This is a genomic window from Thioalkalivibrio sp. ALE12, assembly GCF_000381105.1.
Lineage (GTDB): Bacteria > Pseudomonadota > Gammaproteobacteria > Ectothiorhodospirales > Ectothiorhodospiraceae > Thioalkalivibrio.
In genome coordinates, this window is record NZ_KB905906.1 from 499,002 (window position 1) to 515,591 (window position 16,590).

The 16,590-nt window shown below is 67.6% G+C and carries 18 protein-coding genes; 8 read left to right on the forward strand and 10 right to left on the reverse strand.

Annotation, left to right across the window (positions count from 1 at the left end; genetic code table 11):
- Positions 1-15 precede the first annotated feature (15 nt).
- A complete protein-coding gene (locus tag F614_RS0105675; protein WP_018881677.1) occupies positions 16-1,278 on the forward strand; it encodes a 3-deoxy-D-manno-octulosonic acid transferase in 1,263 nt (420 codons plus the stop codon).
- A 73-nt stretch (positions 1,279-1,351) separates the two neighbouring features.
- On the opposite strand, the gene F614_RS14360 is transcribed toward F614_RS0105675, so the two are convergent.
- Entirely contained in the window at positions 1,352-1,915 is a 564-nt protein-coding gene (locus F614_RS14360) for a SprT-like domain-containing protein (RefSeq protein WP_231366510.1), read from the reverse strand.
- 109 nt (positions 1,916-2,024) lie between these two features.
- Between F614_RS14360 and F614_RS0105680 the strand changes: the two genes are divergently transcribed.
- A complete protein-coding gene (locus F614_RS0105680; RefSeq protein ID WP_018865866.1) occupies positions 2,025-2,471 on the forward strand; it encodes a hypothetical protein in 447 nt (148 codons plus the stop codon).
- Between the two features lie 28 nt (positions 2,472-2,499).
- Here F614_RS0105680 and rnd read toward each other — a convergent pair whose 3' ends face one another.
- The 5 genes from rnd to F614_RS0105705 form a co-directional block, all read right to left on the reverse strand.
- The gene (rnd, locus tag F614_RS0105685; RefSeq protein ID WP_019558444.1) at positions 2,500-3,648 is read right to left on the reverse strand and encodes a ribonuclease D; all 1,149 of its coding nucleotides are present in this window, start codon (positions 3,646-3,648) and stop codon (positions 2,500-2,502) included.
- The gene (locus tag F614_RS0105690) at positions 3,641-3,943 is read right to left on the reverse strand and encodes a DUF1244 domain-containing protein (RefSeq protein ID WP_018865864.1); all 303 of its coding nucleotides are present in this window, start codon (positions 3,941-3,943) and stop codon (positions 3,641-3,643) included. Before F614_RS0105690 ends, rnd begins: the two co-directional genes overlap by 8 nt.
- 98 nt (positions 3,944-4,041) lie before the next feature.
- Positions 4,042-4,533, reverse strand: a complete 492-nt coding sequence (mreD, locus tag F614_RS0105695) for a rod shape-determining protein MreD (protein WP_018865863.1) — start codon at positions 4,531-4,533, stop codon at positions 4,042-4,044.
- On the reverse strand, positions 4,530-5,381 hold the full coding sequence (gene mreC, locus F614_RS0105700) for a rod shape-determining protein MreC (protein WP_019558445.1): 852 nt from the start codon (positions 5,379-5,381) through the stop codon (positions 4,530-4,532). Before mreC ends, mreD begins: the two co-directional genes overlap by 4 nt.
- A gap of 222 nt (positions 5,382-5,603) precedes the next feature.
- On the reverse strand, positions 5,604-6,650 hold the full coding sequence (locus tag F614_RS0105705; RefSeq protein WP_018865861.1) for a rod shape-determining protein: 1,047 nt from the start codon (positions 6,648-6,650) through the stop codon (positions 5,604-5,606).
- 410 nt (positions 6,651-7,060) lie between these two features.
- On the opposite strand from F614_RS0105705, the gene gatC reads away from it, so the two are divergent.
- From gatC to F614_RS0105730, 5 genes are all read left to right on the forward strand, one after another.
- Positions 7,061-7,348, forward strand: a complete 288-nt coding sequence (gatC, locus tag F614_RS0105710) for an Asp-tRNA(Asn)/Glu-tRNA(Gln) amidotransferase subunit GatC (protein ID WP_019558446.1) — start codon at positions 7,061-7,063, stop codon at positions 7,346-7,348.
- 76 nt (positions 7,349-7,424) lie between these two features.
- Complete coding sequence (gatA, locus tag F614_RS0105715) at positions 7,425-8,879, forward strand: Asp-tRNA(Asn)/Glu-tRNA(Gln) amidotransferase subunit GatA (protein WP_019558447.1); 1,455 nt, start codon at positions 7,425-7,427, stop codon at positions 8,877-8,879.
- 10 nt (positions 8,880-8,889) lie between these two features.
- Positions 8,890-10,323, forward strand: coding sequence for an Asp-tRNA(Asn)/Glu-tRNA(Gln) amidotransferase subunit GatB (gatB, locus tag F614_RS0105720; protein ID WP_018876030.1), 1,434 nt, complete (start codon positions 8,890-8,892; stop codon positions 10,321-10,323).
- Between the two features lie 18 nt (positions 10,324-10,341).
- On the forward strand, positions 10,342-11,238 hold the full coding sequence (gene hslO / locus F614_RS0105725) for an Hsp33 family molecular chaperone HslO (RefSeq protein WP_018877270.1): 897 nt from the start codon (positions 10,342-10,344) through the stop codon (positions 11,236-11,238).
- A 147-nt stretch (positions 11,239-11,385) separates the two neighbouring features.
- Positions 11,386-11,802: a hypothetical protein gene (locus F614_RS0105730; RefSeq protein ID WP_018865856.1), complete on the forward strand. Its 417-nt coding sequence runs from the start codon at positions 11,386-11,388 to the stop codon at positions 11,800-11,802.
- Between the two features lie 18 nt (positions 11,803-11,820).
- On the opposite strand, the gene F614_RS0105735 is transcribed toward F614_RS0105730, so the two are convergent.
- Entirely contained in the window at positions 11,821-12,576 is a 756-nt protein-coding gene (locus F614_RS0105735) for a molybdopterin-synthase adenylyltransferase MoeB (RefSeq protein ID WP_019558448.1), read from the reverse strand.
- A 179-nt stretch (positions 12,577-12,755) separates the two neighbouring features.
- On the opposite strand from F614_RS0105735, the gene F614_RS0105740 reads away from it, so the two are divergent.
- Positions 12,756-13,118 (forward strand): hypothetical protein, encoded by a 363-nt coding sequence (locus tag F614_RS0105740; RefSeq protein WP_019558449.1) that lies wholly within the window; start codon positions 12,756-12,758, stop codon positions 13,116-13,118.
- Between the two features lie 96 nt (positions 13,119-13,214).
- Here the strand turns inward: F614_RS0105740 and prmC are convergent, their stop codons facing one another.
- Genes prmC through hemA form a run of 3 tightly spaced genes read right to left on the reverse strand, consistent with a single transcriptional unit; the run spans position 13,215 to position 16,449 of the window.
- Complete coding sequence (prmC, locus tag F614_RS0105745; RefSeq protein WP_019558450.1) at positions 13,215-14,069, reverse strand: peptide chain release factor N(5)-glutamine methyltransferase; 855 nt, start codon at positions 14,067-14,069, stop codon at positions 13,215-13,217.
- On the reverse strand, positions 14,069-15,154 hold the full coding sequence (prfA, locus tag F614_RS0105750) for a peptide chain release factor 1 (RefSeq protein WP_019558451.1): 1,086 nt from the start codon (positions 15,152-15,154) through the stop codon (positions 14,069-14,071). Before prfA ends, prmC begins: the two co-directional genes overlap by 1 nt.
- On the reverse strand, positions 15,151-16,449 hold the full coding sequence (gene hemA, locus F614_RS0105755) for a glutamyl-tRNA reductase (protein ID WP_018865851.1): 1,299 nt from the start codon (positions 16,447-16,449) through the stop codon (positions 15,151-15,153). The genes prfA and hemA overlap by 4 nt, the downstream gene beginning before the upstream one ends.
- Positions 16,450-16,590 lie beyond the last annotated feature (141 nt).

Sequence of the window (16,590 nt, forward strand, 5' to 3'; positions counted from 1 at the left end):
GGAGTCTCCCTGCGAATGACCCGCGTAGTCTACACGGCGCTGCTTGCGTTGCTGACCCCCTTGTTGCTGATCCGCCATGGCTTGCGCAGCCGTCGGGCTTCGGTGCGTGTCCGGCTGGGCGAGGTCATGGGCTGGGCGCGCGCGCCGGAGCCGGCCGAGATCTGGATTCATGCGGTATCGGTGGGCGAGGTGCTGGCGGCGGAACCCCTGATTCGCCGGCTGCTGGACGCCGGTTCGCGGCGCATCCTGGTTACGACCACGACGCCGACCGGTGCCGCCATGCTGGCGGAGCGGCTCGGCGGTCAGGTCATACATCGGTTCCTGCCACTGGACCTGCCCTGGCTGCAGCGCCGATTCCTGCGTGCCGTGCGACCGCGCGCCATCGTGGTCATGGAGACCGAGATCTGGCCGAACATGCTGGCGGAGGCGCGGCGTGCCGGGGTGCCGGTCGTGCTGGCGAACGCCCGGATGTCCGGACGTTCGGCCCGACGCTATGCCCGGATCCCGCGGCTGATCGCGCCGGCCATGAGCGGATTTGACTGGATTGCCTGTCGCAATGCGCTGGACCGGGAGCGCTTCGTCGCCCTTGGGGCCGTGCCCGATCGCGTGACGGTCAATGGCGATATCAAGTTCGACATCCACATCGAGGAGGACGATCGCCAGGAGGTCCGGTCCCTGCGTCCAGTGGTTGAGGGGCGCCCGGTGGTGATTCTCGCCAGTACCCATGCCGACGAAGAGGCCCAATTGCTGCCGGGGCTGCACGCACTGCGCGCCGAGTATCCACGCCTTCTGGTGATCGTGGCACCACGCCATCCGCAGCGGTTTCCCGAAGTGGCAGACCTGCTGGAACGTTCCGGGCAAAGCTTCATTCGCCGCAGCGAAGGTGTGCCGGATGCCGCCACGCATTTCTGGCTGCTGGACACGCTGGGGGAGTTGAAACGTTTCTTTGGCCTGGCCGATGTCGCCTTTATTGGGGGGTCACTGGTCGGTGTTGGTGGCCACAACCCGCTGGAGGCCGCATTGTGGAATTGTCCGGTCGTCATGGGGCCGCATGTCGACAACTTTGAACTTCTGGTGGAACGCATGGAGGCCGCGGATCTGCTATGGCGTTCAAGGAATGCCGAGGAGGCGGTCGCGCGGATGGCTGCGTGGCTGGGGGAGGATGAGTCCCGACGCGAGATTACTCGGCAGCGCGCAACCGCTTTTATTGCAGAGAATCAGGGTGCAACGGCGCGTTTACTGGAGTATCTGAACCGACATTCCTTCCCGGGACGATGACGGCGGGGTGCCGGGTTTTCATATGATCCCGGCGCGCCCGGATGCGTGTGCTTGATCGTGGGTGCGCGCGGTATCAGCTGCAACTCCTGCCGGAGCGTCGCAGCCACTGGCCGCATTGGCGGCATTGGTACCGATAGCCGCGCTTGTTAATGAGAAAGTGTCGGCGGGCGCTCAGGGGCTGGGGACCGCATCCGCATACATAGTCGTACTGGCGCATCGTGCGAGTGGTCAGCGCCGTCGCATGCGTGACACTCGGATTGGGGAAACCCAGCGCCCGCATCAGCCCTTTCCATTCGGGGCCATGGGGCCGAACCCTTCGTATGCCGTGGGCGCGGTAGACCAGCGAGTGGGCCACCTCGTGCGCCACCGTCTCGGGAAAATGCTGATCCCATTCCAGGCTGAAGGCTTCCGGATTGAAGCGCAGGGTTTCCGCATTCTTGCTCAGGCGCCATTGCCCGGCTGCCCGGCCTTTCAGATCAAATCGAATGGCCGGGAGGTCTTTGCCCGGTGTGCCTTCGATCAAATGATACAGCCGTGCCACCTCGTCACATATCTGCTTTCTCTTTTCAGGAGAAAGAGTGCGAGCGGACGCTTGTATTTCCTGCGTATTCTTATAATCTTTCTGGCATCGTTCCATGGGTTCGTATTATTCTGCCGTGGCCAAGTTTTAGAGAATGGGTCAGGGTTATGAAACCCTGTGGCCCAGACCTGTCATTGAATCGATTTTCAGAATCCGGGAGTGTTGCATGAGCATGGATAACAAGAAGGCCTCCGATCTTTCGGCCGAAGAACTGTACGCCCTCGCGCGCCAGCGGGAAAAGGAAGAGGCCGAGCGCAAGGAGGCCGAACGCCGTGAGAAGCGCGAGAAGCTGATGGAAAAGCGCAAGGAGATGCTGGCGCGCCACCGCAAGGAGCTCAACGAGCTGGAGCGCCAGATCCGCGAACTGGGCGGCCGTGTGGGCCGAGCCGCCAGCACCAGCGGTGGGCGTCGCGGGCGGCGCGCCGGAGGCGAGTCGATCAGCCAGAAGCTGTGCGAGATTGTCGCGAACAAGCCGGAGATGGGTATCAAGGAGATCAAGGCCGAGGCCGAGAAGATCGGTCTGGATACCAAGAACATCAGCCAGACCCTGGCCTACCTGAAGCGCCAGGGCCGGCTGACCTCGCCGCGTCGCGGGATCTACAAGGCGGCCTGACCGCCCCGCAGATCCGCCCGCTCGATGCTCACGGGCGGATCTGCAAGCCCTCCTCCGTACAGGCCAGTTCGCCATCGCCCGCAAACCAGCGGGCGATGGTCTTTCCGGCGATCTCGTGGCGCCAGCCGCTGCCCAGGCGGCCGGTTGTGCCGTCTCCTTTCAGCAGCTCGATGACATCTTTGCGCTGGGCGATGGCGGCGGCGGTGATCTGGTTGCGCCGCGCGCATTCGCGCAGCAGGGCCATGCCGATGTCGGCCAGGACCTCCTCGGCCTCGGTGAGCTTCGCCTTCTCCGGGAGCTGTGGCCATTCCTCACGCGGCAGGGCCTGGCCCTCGCGGATCGCCTCCAGCAGTTCTTCCTGACGCGGCGGCTTCATGCCGTCGGGGAAGCCGCGCAGCTGGTGCAGGGCGTCCACGTCCTCTGGGGTGCGTCGGGCGATGTCGATCAGGATGTCGTCGGCCAGGATCCAGCGTCGCGGGCGGTCGCTTACCTGTGCCGCGCGTTCGCGCCAGGCCGCTACGGTCTTCAGCACGCCGCGCTCACGCGGCTTGAGCCGCTTGACGCCGGAGACGCGCTGCCAGGCACCTTCGGGGTCCGGCTCGTAGAGGGCTGGGTTGCTCAGCGCCTCCATCTCCGGGCGCAGCCAGTGCATGCGGTCGTGGCTCTCCAGTTCATGCAGCAGGCGCATGAATACCGTGGCCAGAAAGCGCACGTCGTCCGCGGCGTAGTGGATCTGCTGTTCGCTTAGCGGGCGGCGTGACCAGTCGGTGCGGGTCTGGCTCTTGTCGAGGTCGCGGTCCAGGATCGCCTTGACCAGGTTGGCATAGCCGATCTGCTCGCCGTAGCCGAGCATGCTGGCGGCGATCTGGGTATCGAATACCGGGGCGGGGACGCGCCCGAGCTCGCGATACAGGACCTCGAGATCCTGCGATGCCGAATGGAAGACCTTGGTCACGCCGGCATCGAACAGCAGGGGCTCGAGCAGGCCCATATCCAGCCGTAGCGGGTCGACGCAGGCGATCTGGTCGAGGGTGGCCAGCTGGATCAGGCACAGGCGCGGGTAGTAGGTCTTCTCGCGCATGAACTCGGTGTCCAGCGCGATCCAGTCGGTCCCGGCGATGGTGTCCAGAAAGCCCTGCAGGGCCTCCGGGGTCTCGATCAGGCCATGATCATGCATCGTGCGATTTCTGGCTGGCCTCGAATGCCGCCTTCTGCTCGGGGGTCGCTTCTTGCTGGTAGCGCGCCTTCCATTCGCTGTAGGGCATGCCGTAGACGATCTCGCGCGCCCCTTCGTAGTCGATCGACTCGCCGCGTTCCTCGGCGGCGGCCACGTACCATTTGGACAGGCAGTTGCGGCAGAAGCCGGCCAGGTTCATCAAGTCGATGTTCTGCACGTCCTTGCGCTCGTCCAGATGCTGCAGCAGGCGGCGGAATACGGCGGCCTCGATCTCGGTTTGCTTGTTCGTGTCCATGGCAGGGCTCCTTGTTTCGGGTTGGCGGGGCACAGTATGCGTGACCGTTCCCGCGGCTTCGAGCCGGGCGCGGGTGTGTGCACGAATCGGCGTCTCCCTCAGGTCAGGTGCAGGAGCCAGCGCCGGCGCACGTCGCGCAGCAGGAAAAAGATCAGCGGCCAGAGCAGGGCGCTGGTGATCACCGGGGCCCAGTACGTAATCCGGTCCGGTGGAAAACCGGTAATCCCCTGGGGCCACAGGGCCAGCAGCTTGTACAGGGCGATCAGGATCGCGACCACCATCATCTGCTGCCAGACCGGGTACACCCGCAGGCGCGGATGGATCTGCAGCACGATGTAGATGATCACCGCCAGGGCGATGGCGTTCTGCCCCAGCAGTTGCCCCATCAGGGTATCCAGCAGTAAGCCGGCGACAAAGGCGGTCAGGATGCCCACGCGGGTCGGAAACGCCATGGCCCAGTAGATCAGGACCAGTGCCAGCCACTCCGGCCGCGCGGGGCGCAGGGTCTCGGGGATTGGCACGATGGCCAGGGCCAGGGCCGCCAGCAGGGTCAGCGCCACCGGCCAGGGGATGCCGATGGCGCGGGTCATGGCGTTGCCGGCGCGTTGTCGTCCGGCTCGGGTTCCGGCGTGAATGCGCCCGGCCTTGCCTCCGCATCCTCATCCAGTTCAAGGGGGGCGATGCCCGGCATGATTCCCTCGGTCCACAGCAGCAGGACCTCCCGGGAACGGTCCAGCGCCGCCAGTGGCTCGGCCTGGATGCTCAGAAAGGGCTGGCCCTGCGGGCGCTCGACGGAGGTGACCCGGGCGACTGGATAGTCGGCCGGGAAACGGCCGCCCAGCCCGGAGGTCAGCAGCAGGTCGCCGGGTTCGACGTCTTCCTGCAGCGGGACGTGGCGCATTTCGAGGCGTTGCGGGTTGCCGGTCCCGACCACCAGCCCCCGCAGGCCCGTGCGCGCGCTGAGCACCGGCAGGGCGTGGCTGGGATCGGAGATTAGCAGGGCCACGGAGCTGGTCAGGCGGGTGGACAGGACCTGACCGATCACGCCATCGGCATTGATGACCGGCTGGCCCGCGTAGACGTCGTCCGCGCGCCCCTTGTTGAGCACGATCTGCTGGCGGAAGGGGTCCAGGTCCACGGCCAGCAGCTTGGCGATCTCGACGCGTTCCTCGGCCTGTTGCGCGGTATTGAGCAGGGCCCGCAGGCGGTCGTTCTCCTGCTGCAGGGCCTCGAAACGCAGCTGGCGGGCGCGCAGTTCGGCGTTCTCGCTGCGCAGGATGCGGTTCTCGGTGATCAGGTCCTCGCGGCGGGTGAACGACTCGAACACCCGGCTGACCGCCTGGACCGGTGCGTCCACCGCGACCTGCAGCGGATAGGTCACGGTGGCCAGGGTGCTGCGGACAAACTGCAGTTCATTGACGCGGTGGTCCAGCGCCATCAGCGCCAGGCCCAGCAGGATGACCGCGAGCAGGCGCAGAGTGGGCGAGACACCCAGTCTGAACAGCGGCTTGCTGATGGCGTGACCTCCGGTTGCGGATCGCGTCGACGAGGCAGGGTTGCGGGGTGTTGTACCCGCGATCCTGCCGACCAGTTGCGGTCCGGAGTGTAACCCGAGTCACCGGCCGCGGGAGAGCCAGGGCTCCCGTGGCCGGAGTGGGGGTTATTCCATTGCCAGGAAGTCGACCCGCTTTTCGTCGAGCATCTCGAGCACGCGGCCGCCGCCGCGGGCGACGCAGGTCAGCGGGTCGTCGGCGATGACCACCGGAATGCCGGTTTCCTCCATCAGCAGGCGGTCCAGCTGCTGCAGCAGGGCGGAGCCGCCGGTCAGCACGATGCCGCGCTCGGCAACGTCCGCGCCCAGTTCCGGCGGGGTCTGCTCCAGCGCGGTGCGCACGGCGGAGACGATGCCGTACAGCGGGTCCTGCAGGGCCTCGAGGATCTCGTTGGAGTTCAGCGTGAAGGAACGCGGCACGCCCTCGGCCAGGTTGCGGCCCTTGACCTCGATCTCCAGCAGTTCCTTGCCCGGGTAGGCGGAGCCCACCGCGTGCTTGATGCGTTCGGCCGTGGCCTCGCCGATCAGCACGCCGTAGTTGCGGCGCACATAGGCCATGATGGCCTCGTCGAAGGTGTCACCGCCGATGCGCACGGATTCGGAGTAGACGATGCCGTTCATCGACAGCACCGCGACTTCGGAGGTGCCGCCGCCGATGTCCAGCACCATCGAACCGACCGCTTCGTCCAGCGGGATGCCGGCGCCAATGGCCGCGGCCACCGGTTCCTGCAACAGGTAAACCTTGCGCGCCCCGGCGCCGAAGGCCGATTCGCGGATCGCGCGGCGTTCCACCTGGGTGGCCCCGCAGGGCACGCAGACCAGCACGCGCGGGCTGGGCCGGAAGATCCGGCGTTCGTGCACCTTCTTGATGAAGTACTGCAGCATCTTCTCAGTGGTGGTGAAGTCGGCGATCACGCCGTCCTTCATCGGGCGCACCGTTACCACGTGCTCCGGCGTGCGGCCGAGCATCTTCTTCGCCTCGATCCCCACGGCCTCGATGGAGCGCGGGCCGCCCGGGCCGCGGTCCTGACGAATGGCGACCACGGAGGGTTCGTTCAGGACGATGCCCTGGCCGCGCATATAGATAAGGGTGTTGGCGGTGCCGAGATCGATGGAGATGTCGTTGGAGAACAACCCCAGGAGGCGTTTGAACATGAAGAAGAAACCTGCTTGAGTGGGCGGGCGGGAAAGCCGTCGACTCTAGCAAGCGCCCGGGGTTTGGGCAACAACGGCTTTGTGGTAAGTTTGCGCTCCGTTTTGCCCTCAGGGGAACACTGATTAATGAACACGCTCGCGTTGGCACCCCAGGTTTTCCGAGACCAGGCGCGGCGCGCAGCGGGTAGTGGTTCTACCCGCAAGCGGCGCAACGCCGGATCGGGGAACCTGGGGTGCCAACCCCGAGGGGCTCGGCCGCTTTTGCGCGGGAACGGCGTTGCGGTTCCCTTGTGCAGAATGACTGCACGGCAGTCGCCGCGCCTTGTTCGCACACAAAAGCGACTCGAGCGCGAGCGTGTTCATTGATCAGTGTTCCCCTAAAATCTGAACGCAACAGGACCCTTCCCGCCATGTCCGTCGATACCTCCGAAGTCCGGCGCATCGCCCATCTCTCCCGTCTGGCCATGAACGACGATCAGGCCCGGGATTTCGCGGGAGGGCTGAGCAATATCTTTGCCTTTGTCGAACAACTGGATGGGGCGGCCATCGAGGGTGTCGAGCCGATGGCCCACCCGCTGGACGCCGAGCAGCGCCTGCGCCCGGACGCGGTCACCGAGCCGGACCGGCGCGAGGCCTACCAGGCGATCGCCCCGGCCGTCGAGGGCGGGCTGTACCTTGTCCCGCGCGTGATCGAGTGATCCCCCGCGCGTGATCCACGTTGTCGCCGTTCTGTTGAATCCGTCACGCTTCTAGCCAGCAAGAGTCCCCGAAACCATGGCCCAGGAAACCCTGTCCGGCTGGGTGCGCAAGCTCCAGGCCCGCGAGATCAGTTCGCGCGAACTGACCCAGCTGTATCTGGACCGGATCGAGCGCCTCGATCCGCAACTGAACAGCTTTATCACCGTGACCGCCGAGCAGGCGCTGGCGCAGGCCGACGCCGCCGACGCGCGTCTGGCCCAGGGCGAGCAAGCGCCGTTGCTGGGTGTTCCGATCGCGCAGAAGGACATCTTCTGCACCGAGGGCGTGCGCACCTCCTGCGGCTCGCGCATGCTGGATCCGTTCGTCTCGCCCTATAACGCCACCGTGGTTGAGCGCATGAACGCCGCCGGGGCGGTGATGCTGGGCAAGACCAACATGGACGAGTTCGCGATGGGCTCCTCCAACGAGACCAGTTTCTACGGGCCCGTGCGCAATCCCTGGGATACCGAGAGGGTCCCGGGTGGCTCCTCCGGTGGCTCCGCCGCCGCGGTGGGCGCGCGCCTGGTGCCGGGGGCCACCGGCACCGACACCGGCGGCTCGATCCGCCAGCCGGCCGCGTTCTGCGGCATTACCGGGCTCAAGCCGACCTACGGCCGCGTCTCGCGCTACGGGATGATCGCCTTCGCCTCCAGTCTCGACCAGGGCGGGCCGATGGCCGCGACCGCCGAGGACTGCGGCCGGATGCTGAACGCGATGGCGGGCTTCGACGAGCGCGACTCCACCAGCGTCGAACGCCCGGCCGAGGACTTCACCGCCGGTCTGAACCAGGACCTCAAGGGCCTGCGCATCGGGCTGCCGACCGAGTTCTTCGGCGAGGCGGGCCTCGACGAGCGCGTGCGCGGCGTAATCGACGCGGCCATCGAGGTGCTCAAGGGCCGCGGTGCCGAGGTGCGCGAGGTCGGTCTGCCCAACAGCCACCTGTCGGTGCCGGCCTACTACGTGGTCGCCCCGGCGGAGTGTTCCTCCAACCTCGCGCGTTTCGACGGCGTGCGCTATGGCTATCGCTGCGAGAACCCCGAGGACCTGATGGACCTCTACACCCGCTCGCGCGGGGAGGGCTTCGGCGACGAGGTGAAGCGCCGCATCATGGTCGGCACATACGTGCTGTCCGCCGGCTACTACGACGCCTACTACCTGAAGGCGCAGAAGGTCCGCCGTATCATCGCCGATGACTTCCGCCGCGCGTTTGCGGACGTGGACGTGCTGCTGGCCCCGACCACCCCGGAGCTGCCGTTCTCACTTGGTGCCAAGGCCGATCCGGTCAGCATGTACCTGTCGGACATCTACACCATCGCCGCGAACCTCGCCGGGCTGCCGGCGATGTCCCTGCCGGCCGGCGAGATCGACGGTCTGCCGGTGGGGCTGCAGCTGATCGGCAACTACTTCGACGAGGCGCGCCTGCTCGGCGTCGCCCACCAGTATCAGCAAGAGACCGACTGGCACACGCGTGTGCCGGCGGCCTTCGCCTGAGGATCGCCGCATGGAATGGGAAACCGTCATCGGGCTGGAGATTCATGCCCAGCTCAATACCGTCTCCAAGATTTTCTCCGGGGCGCCCACCGCCTACGGCGCCGAGCCCAACCGCCAGGCCTGCCCGGTGGATCTGGGCATGCCGGGCGTGCTGCCGGTGCTGAACCAGGGCGCGGTCGAACGGGCCGTGATGCTGGGGCTCGCGATCAACGCCGAGATCACCCCGCGCTCGGTGTTCGCGCGCAAGAACTACTTTTATCCGGATCTCCCCAAGGGCTACCAGATCTCGCAGTTCGAGCTGCCGATCGTGGGCCTGGGGCACCTGGATATCGAGCTGGAAGACGGCACGACCAAGCGCATCGGGGTGACCCGCGCGCACCTCGAGGAGGACGCCGGCAAGAGCCTGCACGAGGGCTTCGAGGCGATGACCGGTATCGACCTCAACCGCGCCGGTACCCCGCTGATCGAGATCGTCTCCGAGCCGGAGCTGCGCTCCGCGAAGGAAGCCGTCGCCTACATGAAGAAGCTGCACTCGCTGGTGCGCTATCTCGATATCTGCGACGGCAACATGCAGGAAGGCAGCTTCCGCTGTGATGCGAACGTCTCGATCCGACCGAAGGGACAGACCGAGTTCGGTACCCGCGCGGAACTGAAGAATCTGAACTCCTTCCGCTTCGTCGAGCGCGCGATCAACTTCGAGGTCGAACGCCAGATCGACGTGATCGAGAGTGGCGGCACGGTGGTCCAGGAGACCCGCCTGTACGACCCGGACCGCGACGAGACGCGTTCCATGCGCAGCAAGGAAGAGGCCAACGACTACCGCTACTTCCCCGATCCGGATCTGCTGCCACTGGTCGTGGACAGCGCCTTCATCGAGACCGTGCGCGAAAAGCTCCCGGAGCTGCCGGACGCCAAGCGCGCGCGCTTCGTCGAGCAGTACGGCCTGTCGGACTACGACGCCGGCGTGCTGACCGCGACCCGCGAGATGGGCGACTTCTACGAGGCCGTGGCCGCCGGCTGCGATGCACCCAAGCTGGCCGCCAACTGGGTGATGGGCGAATTCTCCGCCGCGCTCAACCGCTCCGAGGTGGAACTGGGGGAGGCCCCGGTCAACGCCGACGGTCTGGCCGGACTGATCGCGCGCATCCAGGACGAGACCATCTCCGGCAAGATCGCCAAGGAGGTCTTCGAGGCGATGTGGAACGGCGAGGGCGACGCCGACGCGGTGATCGAGGCCAAGGGCCTCAAGCAGATCACCGACACCGGCGCGATCGACGCCATCATCGACGAGGTCATGGCCAACAACCCGCAGCAGCTCGAGCAGTACCGCGGCGGCAAGGACAAGCTGTTCGGCTTCTTCGTCGGCCAGGTGATGAAGGCCACCCAGGGCAAGGCCAACCCGGCCCAGGTCAACGAGCGCCTGAAGGCGAAGCTGGACGGTTGATGCGCGGACCGCGATCCCATGCGTGAGGCCGACACCCTGCATCGCTTCATGCTGGAGGAGGCCGGGGTGCGTGGTGAATGGGTGCACCTCGACGCCGCCTGGCAGGCCCTGCTGCAGCGCCACGAGTACCCGCCCTTGGTGCGCGATCTGCTGGGCCAGGCCTATGCGGCCGTGGCCCTGACCGCGGCCACGCTCAAGTTCAATGGCTCGTTGATCCTGCAGGTGACCGGTCCCGGCCCCGTGCACATGATCGTGGCCCAGGCCGATGGCCAGGGCCGGCTGCGCGGGCTCGCCCGCTTTCGCGAGACGCCGCCCGAGGGCGCCACCCTGGCCGAGTGTGCCGGCGAGGACGCGCGGCTGATGCTGACGCTGGACCCCGGCGACGGTGGCGAGCGCTACCAGGGCGTGGTCGAGCTGGAGGGCGAGACCCTCGCGGATGCCATGAATGTCTACTTCGAGCGTTCGGAGCAGCTGCCGACCCGGCTCTGGCTGGCCAGCGGGTCGGAGTCCGCGGCCGGCATGCTGTTGCAGGCGCTCCCGGGCGAGGGCGGCGATGCGGTCACGCGGGACTCGGAGGCATGGAACCGCGCGACGATCCTGGCCGAGACCACCACCGCCGAGGAGTTGCTGGAGCTGGATGCCGGCACGCTGCTGGGCCGGCTGTTCGCCGAAGAGCGCGTGCGCCTGTTCGACGGCACGGGCGTCAGCTTTCACTGCCCGTGTTCCCGCGAGCGTATCGGCGAGACCCTGCGCAGCCTCGGCCGTGACGAGATCCGCGGCATCATCGAGGAGCAGGGCGCGGTGGATGTGACCTGCGAATTCTGCAACGCCCACTACCACTTCGACCCGGTCGATGCCGAGGCCCTCTGCGCCGCCGAGGGTACCCAGCCTCCGACCCCGGACACCCGTCAGTAGTCAGCCCTTTGCGGCCCTCCCGCCGCACCCTCTCGTTAGCCCGCCGTGACCCCCGGTCGCCGGCCGGGCGCGGGCCGAGCCCCCGAGCGCCCGTGGTCTTGCTATAGAAGCAGGACTGATCTAGCAGCGTTCGCAGACGGGGGCGCAATGTATTCCCGGCATACCGAAATCCCGACCCTGGATGTCCGCCCCGGCTGGCTGGTGGAGGCGCGTTACTTCAACCAGGTGCGGCGTGCCCTGGCCCGTCTGGGGCCGGAGGTGCGCCTGTCGCCGCCCGGGCTGAAGCATCTGGATCTGATCCTCCAGCGCGATGCGTGGATTGTGGTCGACCGGGTGCTGAACGATATGCCGGTGGTCGCCTGGACCGCCTTTCACTCCCGGGGGCGGCGCAGCCTGCATCGTCCAGTGGCCTGCGAACTGCTGCTGTTCCACGCCATGGCCAGCATGGTGATGAACCGCACCCTGTCGGCGATGGAGCCGGAGCTCGCGGCCGCACTGGCCGAGGCCGGGCCGCCGGCGGCCTCCGGCAAGGTCCTGCCGTTTAATCCGCGCTCCTGCGCCTGAATCGGGGTTGCCCCGGGTTCAGGACGGGGCGTGGCGGTGGCCACACGCGGGGCAGCCGGGGTCGCGCCGCAGGCGAATCTCCCGGAACTGCATGGCCAGTCCGTCGAGGATCAGCAGCCGGCCGCTCAGGGTCGGCAGGCCCATCAGCAGCTTCAGCGCCTCGGTGGCCTGCAGGCTGCCGACCACGCCGGGCAGACTGGCCAGCACCCCGTTGGCGGCGCAGGTGTCCTCGTCGCCGCCCCCTTCGCCGTAGAGACAGTGGTAGCAGGCCGCCCCGGGATCGCGGTAGTCGAAGGTGGTCAGCTGCCCCTCGAAACGGATCACGGCGCCGGAGACCAGTGGCGTGCCGGCCGCCAGCGCGGCCCGGCTGATGGCCCCGCGGGCGGCGAAGTTGTCCGTGCCGTCCAGGACCGCGTCGGCGTCGGCGAACAGCCGGCGCATGGCCGCGTCGTCGAGACGTTCGGCGCGCGCCTCCACCCGGCAGGCGGGGTTCATCGCGGCGATGCGGTCGGTCGCCGAGGCGACCTTGTCGCGGCCGATGTCGGCATCGGTATGCAGGATCTGGCGCTGCAGGTTGGTCACCTCGACGTGGTCCGGGTCCACCAGGGTCAGGCGGCCCACGCCGGCTGCGGCCAGGTAGGCGGCGACCGGAGAGCCCAGTCCGCCCAGTCCCATGATCACCGCATGCGCCTGCCGCAGGGCCTCCTGACCCTCCACTCCCACGCCGGGGAGCATGATCTGGCGGCTGTACCGCAGGAGCTGGTCGTCATCCATGGAGCAGGTCTCCGGAGAAAGGCCGAAATTGTAACCGGCGTCACGCTCGCCGGCGGCCTCAGTTGGGTACCGTTCAGGAACGCGGAATAGGCTGAATCCTGGCAATCCTGCCACAACCACGGGTCGGTCGACGCTCCTGAGGAACGCGCGGACGACCCGAATGGAAGGAGGGATCACTCATGAAGCGACTCACGATTCTGGTACCTGCGGCATTGCTGGCGCTTGCCCTGGCCGCCCCCACCCACGCGGCCCAGCCGGTCACCGGCGCGCTGCCGTCGGTGGCCGGCGCCAGCTTCGATGCCGCCGCGCTGCAGCCTGTGCGGCATGGACATTCTCGGGGGCACAAGCACTACCGCGGCCACCCGGGTGCCCACGGCCACAAGCAGGCCAAGCGCGCGAAACAGCGCGGCCGCGGCCATCACAAGCGCTCGCGCAGCTACGAGCATCATCACTACCACTACTATGACAACCGCTCGAGCCGCTACCGCCACCGTTCTTCGCCCAGCGGCTCGGTCAACCTGCACCTGCGCCTGCCGCTCTGATCCGGATGCGTCCCCGACGCACTGCGAGCCCCGGCTTATGGCCGGGGCTTTTTTGTGATGGTTGCAAGCGCCAACCGATTCAGCGGTAGCCCCGGGTCAGTGCATCCCCAGCGTGGTCCGTTCGTGGCCGGCGGGGTCCCTCAAGGTCCGGATCGCCCGGTAGCCCGCCTGTTGCAGGCGGTCCCGCACGGACGGGCCCTGATCGAAGCCGTGTTCCAGCAGCAGCCATCCGCCGCGATTCAGGTGGGGCCGGGCGGTATCGATCACCCGGTACAGGTCGGCCAGGCCATGGGCGTCCGCCGCCAGGGCCGAACGCGGTTCGAAGCGCAGGTCGCCACGGGTCAGGTGCGGATCATCCGGGTCGATGTACGGCGGGTTGCAGGTGATGATGTCCAGCCCTGCCGTTGGCGTCAGCGCGTCCAGCCAGTCGCCCTGCCACAGCCCGACCGGCAGCCCCAGGTCGCGCGCGTTGGTCTGCGCCTGTTGCAGCGCCGCGTGGCTGCGGTCGCTGGCGAAGGCCCGGATGCGCGGGCGTTCGCTTTTCAGTGCCAGGATGATGGTACCGGGGCCGGTGCCGAGGTCCAGCACCCGGGGGGTGTCGGTTGCGAGTGTGTCGATGGCCAGGAGCGCCTGTTCCACCAGCAGCTCGGTTTCGGGGCGCGGGATCAGGCAGGCGGGGGAGACGCCCAGGTCCAGTGTCCAGAAGCTGCGTCGGCCGAGGATGTGGGCCATCGGTTCGCCGGCGCAGCGGCGCTGGCAGAGCGTGTCGGCGCGGGCGGCCTGTTCGGCCGTGGCGGGGTCGGTGCCGTGGGCGATCAGCTGCGCGGTGTCCAGGCCGGTGGCGGCGCCCAGCAGCATGCGGGCCTCCAGTCCGGGCGCCTCGATCCCGGCGTCCTGCAGGTGGGCGCGCAGGTCCCGCAGCAGGCTGTCCAGCGTGGCCGGGGGTTCCATTACGCCTCGGAGAGAGTGGCGAGTTGCTCGGCCTGGTATTCGTGGATCAGCGGGTCGATGACCGGGTCGAGGTCGCCGGCCATCACCTGTTCCAGCTTGTACAGGGTCAGGTTGATGCGGTGATCGGTCACGCGGCCCTGCGGGAAGTTGTAGGTGCGGATGCGCTCGGAGCGGTCGCCGCTGCCGACCAGCCCCTTGCGTTCGGCACTCTGCGCGGCGGCCTGGGCCTCGCGTTCGGCCTCGAACATGCGTGCGGCCAGATAGGTCATGGCCTTTGCGCGGTTCTTGTGCTGCGAGCGTTCTTCCTGGCATTCGACCACGATGCCGGTGGGCAAGTGGGTCAGGCGCACCGCGGAGTCGGTCTTGTTCACGTGCTGGCCACCGGCGCCGGAGGCGCGGAAGGTGTCCACGCGCAGGTCGGCCGGGTTGATCTCCGGCATCTCGACCTCCTCCAGTTCCGGCAGGATGGCGACCGTGGCCGCGGAGGTGTGGATGCGGCCCTGGGATTCGGTCTCGGGGACGCGCTGCACGCGATGGGCCCCGGATTCGAACTTGAGTCGCGAGTAGGCGCCCTGACCGGCCAGGCGCCCGATCACCTCGCGGTAGCCGCCATGCTCGCCTTCGCTGGCGCTGAGGATCTCCAGCTTCCAGTTCTTCTGCTCGGCGTAGCGGGTGTACATGCGCAGCAGGTCGCCGGCGAACAGCGCGGCCTCGTCACCGCCGGTGCCGGCGCGGATCTCGAGGAACACGTTGGCGTTGTCGTGCGGGTCCTTCGGGATCAGGTGGCGGTAGAGCTCGGCCTCCAGGGCCTCGGTCTGTTCGGTCAGGGCCTCGATCTCGGCCTCGGCCATCGCACGCAGTTCGGGGTCGTCCTCCGCGAGCATCGCGCGCGCCTCGTCCAGTGCGGCGTGGTTTTCGTGCCAGGCCTTCCAGGCCTCGGCGACCGGCTCCAACTGGCTGTATTCCTGGGACAGACGACGCAGCTGGTCCGGGTCCTCGGCGGCATCCGGGGTGGCCAGCAGTTGCGCGATCTCGGCGTGGCGCTCGGCCAGGCCCTCGAGCTTGGTGCGGAACGAGGCCTTCACGAATGGGTGCCGGAGTCGGGATCGTTGCCGGGGTCGTCTTCCGGGGCCGGTAGCTGGAACAGGCGGTGCGCGGCCTCCAGCAGGCGGGCGTCGCCCTCGTGGGCCGCGGTGTTCAGCGATTTGCAGGGGGCGTGCATCAGCTTGTTGGTCAGGTTGTGCGCCAGGAGCTGCATCGCCTCCTCCGGCGACTTGCCGGCGCGCAGCATCGCCTCGGCTTTCGCCAGGGCTTCCGCCTTCACGCTGTCGGCGCGCTGGCGCAGCTGGCGGATGCTGTCCACCGAGTCGCGGGCCCGCAGCCAGCGCATGAATTCGCCGGCGCGCTGGGTGATGATCTCTTCGGCCTGTTCGGCCGCGGCCTGGCGCGAGGCCATGTTCTCGTCGATGACCTCCTGCAGGTCGTCGACGGTGTAGAGGTAGACGTCCTCGAGCTGGCCGACTTCGGGCTCGATGTCGCGCGGCACGGCGATGTCGACCATGAACATCGGCTTGTGGCGCCGCTTGCGCAGGGCGCGTTCCACCGCCCCCTTGCCCAGGATGGGCAACGGCGCGGCGGTGGAGGAGATCACGATATCGGCATCGGCCAGGCGGTCCGGGAGCTGGTCGAGGCTGATGGCCTCGGCGTCGAAACGCCCGGCCACCGCGCGGGCGCGCTCGACCGTGCGGTTGGCCACGATCACGTTGCCAATGCCGCCACCGGAGAGGTGCTGCAGGGCCAGTTCGATGGTCTCGCCGGCACCGATGACCAGCGCGGTCAGGGGCTTCAGGTCACCGAAGATCTGGCGTGCCAGCGAGACCGCGGCGAAGGCGACCGAGACGGCGCTCTGGCCGATGGCGGTCTGGGTGCGTACGTCCTTGGCGGTGGCGAAGGCGTGCTGAAACAGCCGTTCCAGCGAACGCCCCAGCGTGCCGGCGTCGTGGGCATGCTGGTAGGCGGTCTTCATCTGTCCCAGGATCTGCGGCTCGCCCAGGACCATGGAGTCCAGCCCGCTGGCTACGCGCAGGGTGTGGCGCACGGCGGAGCCGTCGTGGTGCAGATAGAGGTAGGGCTTCAGTTCGTCGCGGTCGATGCCGTGGTAGCCGCCGATCCAGTCGAGCACGCGCTGTTCGCTGTGGGGGTCGCCCTCGCGGAAGTAGACCTCGGTGCGGTTGCAGGTCGACAGGATCGCGGTTTCCGGCAGCAGCACGCCGGAGCGCAGCGAGTGCAGGGCCTCGCCGAGCTCGTGCTCGTTGACGGAAAGCCGCTCGCGAATGGCGACCGGTGCCGTCTTGTGATTGATCCCGAGAGTGAACAGCATGCTGGCGCGTATTGTGCCGGAAAACGCGGGCGCGTGGCCCAATTTCCCGATAGTGTACTGTGCTGTAGGCTAGGGAAACGCTGATTAATGTGCACGCACGCGCTCGAGTCGCTTTTGCGTGCGAACAAGGCGCGGTGACTG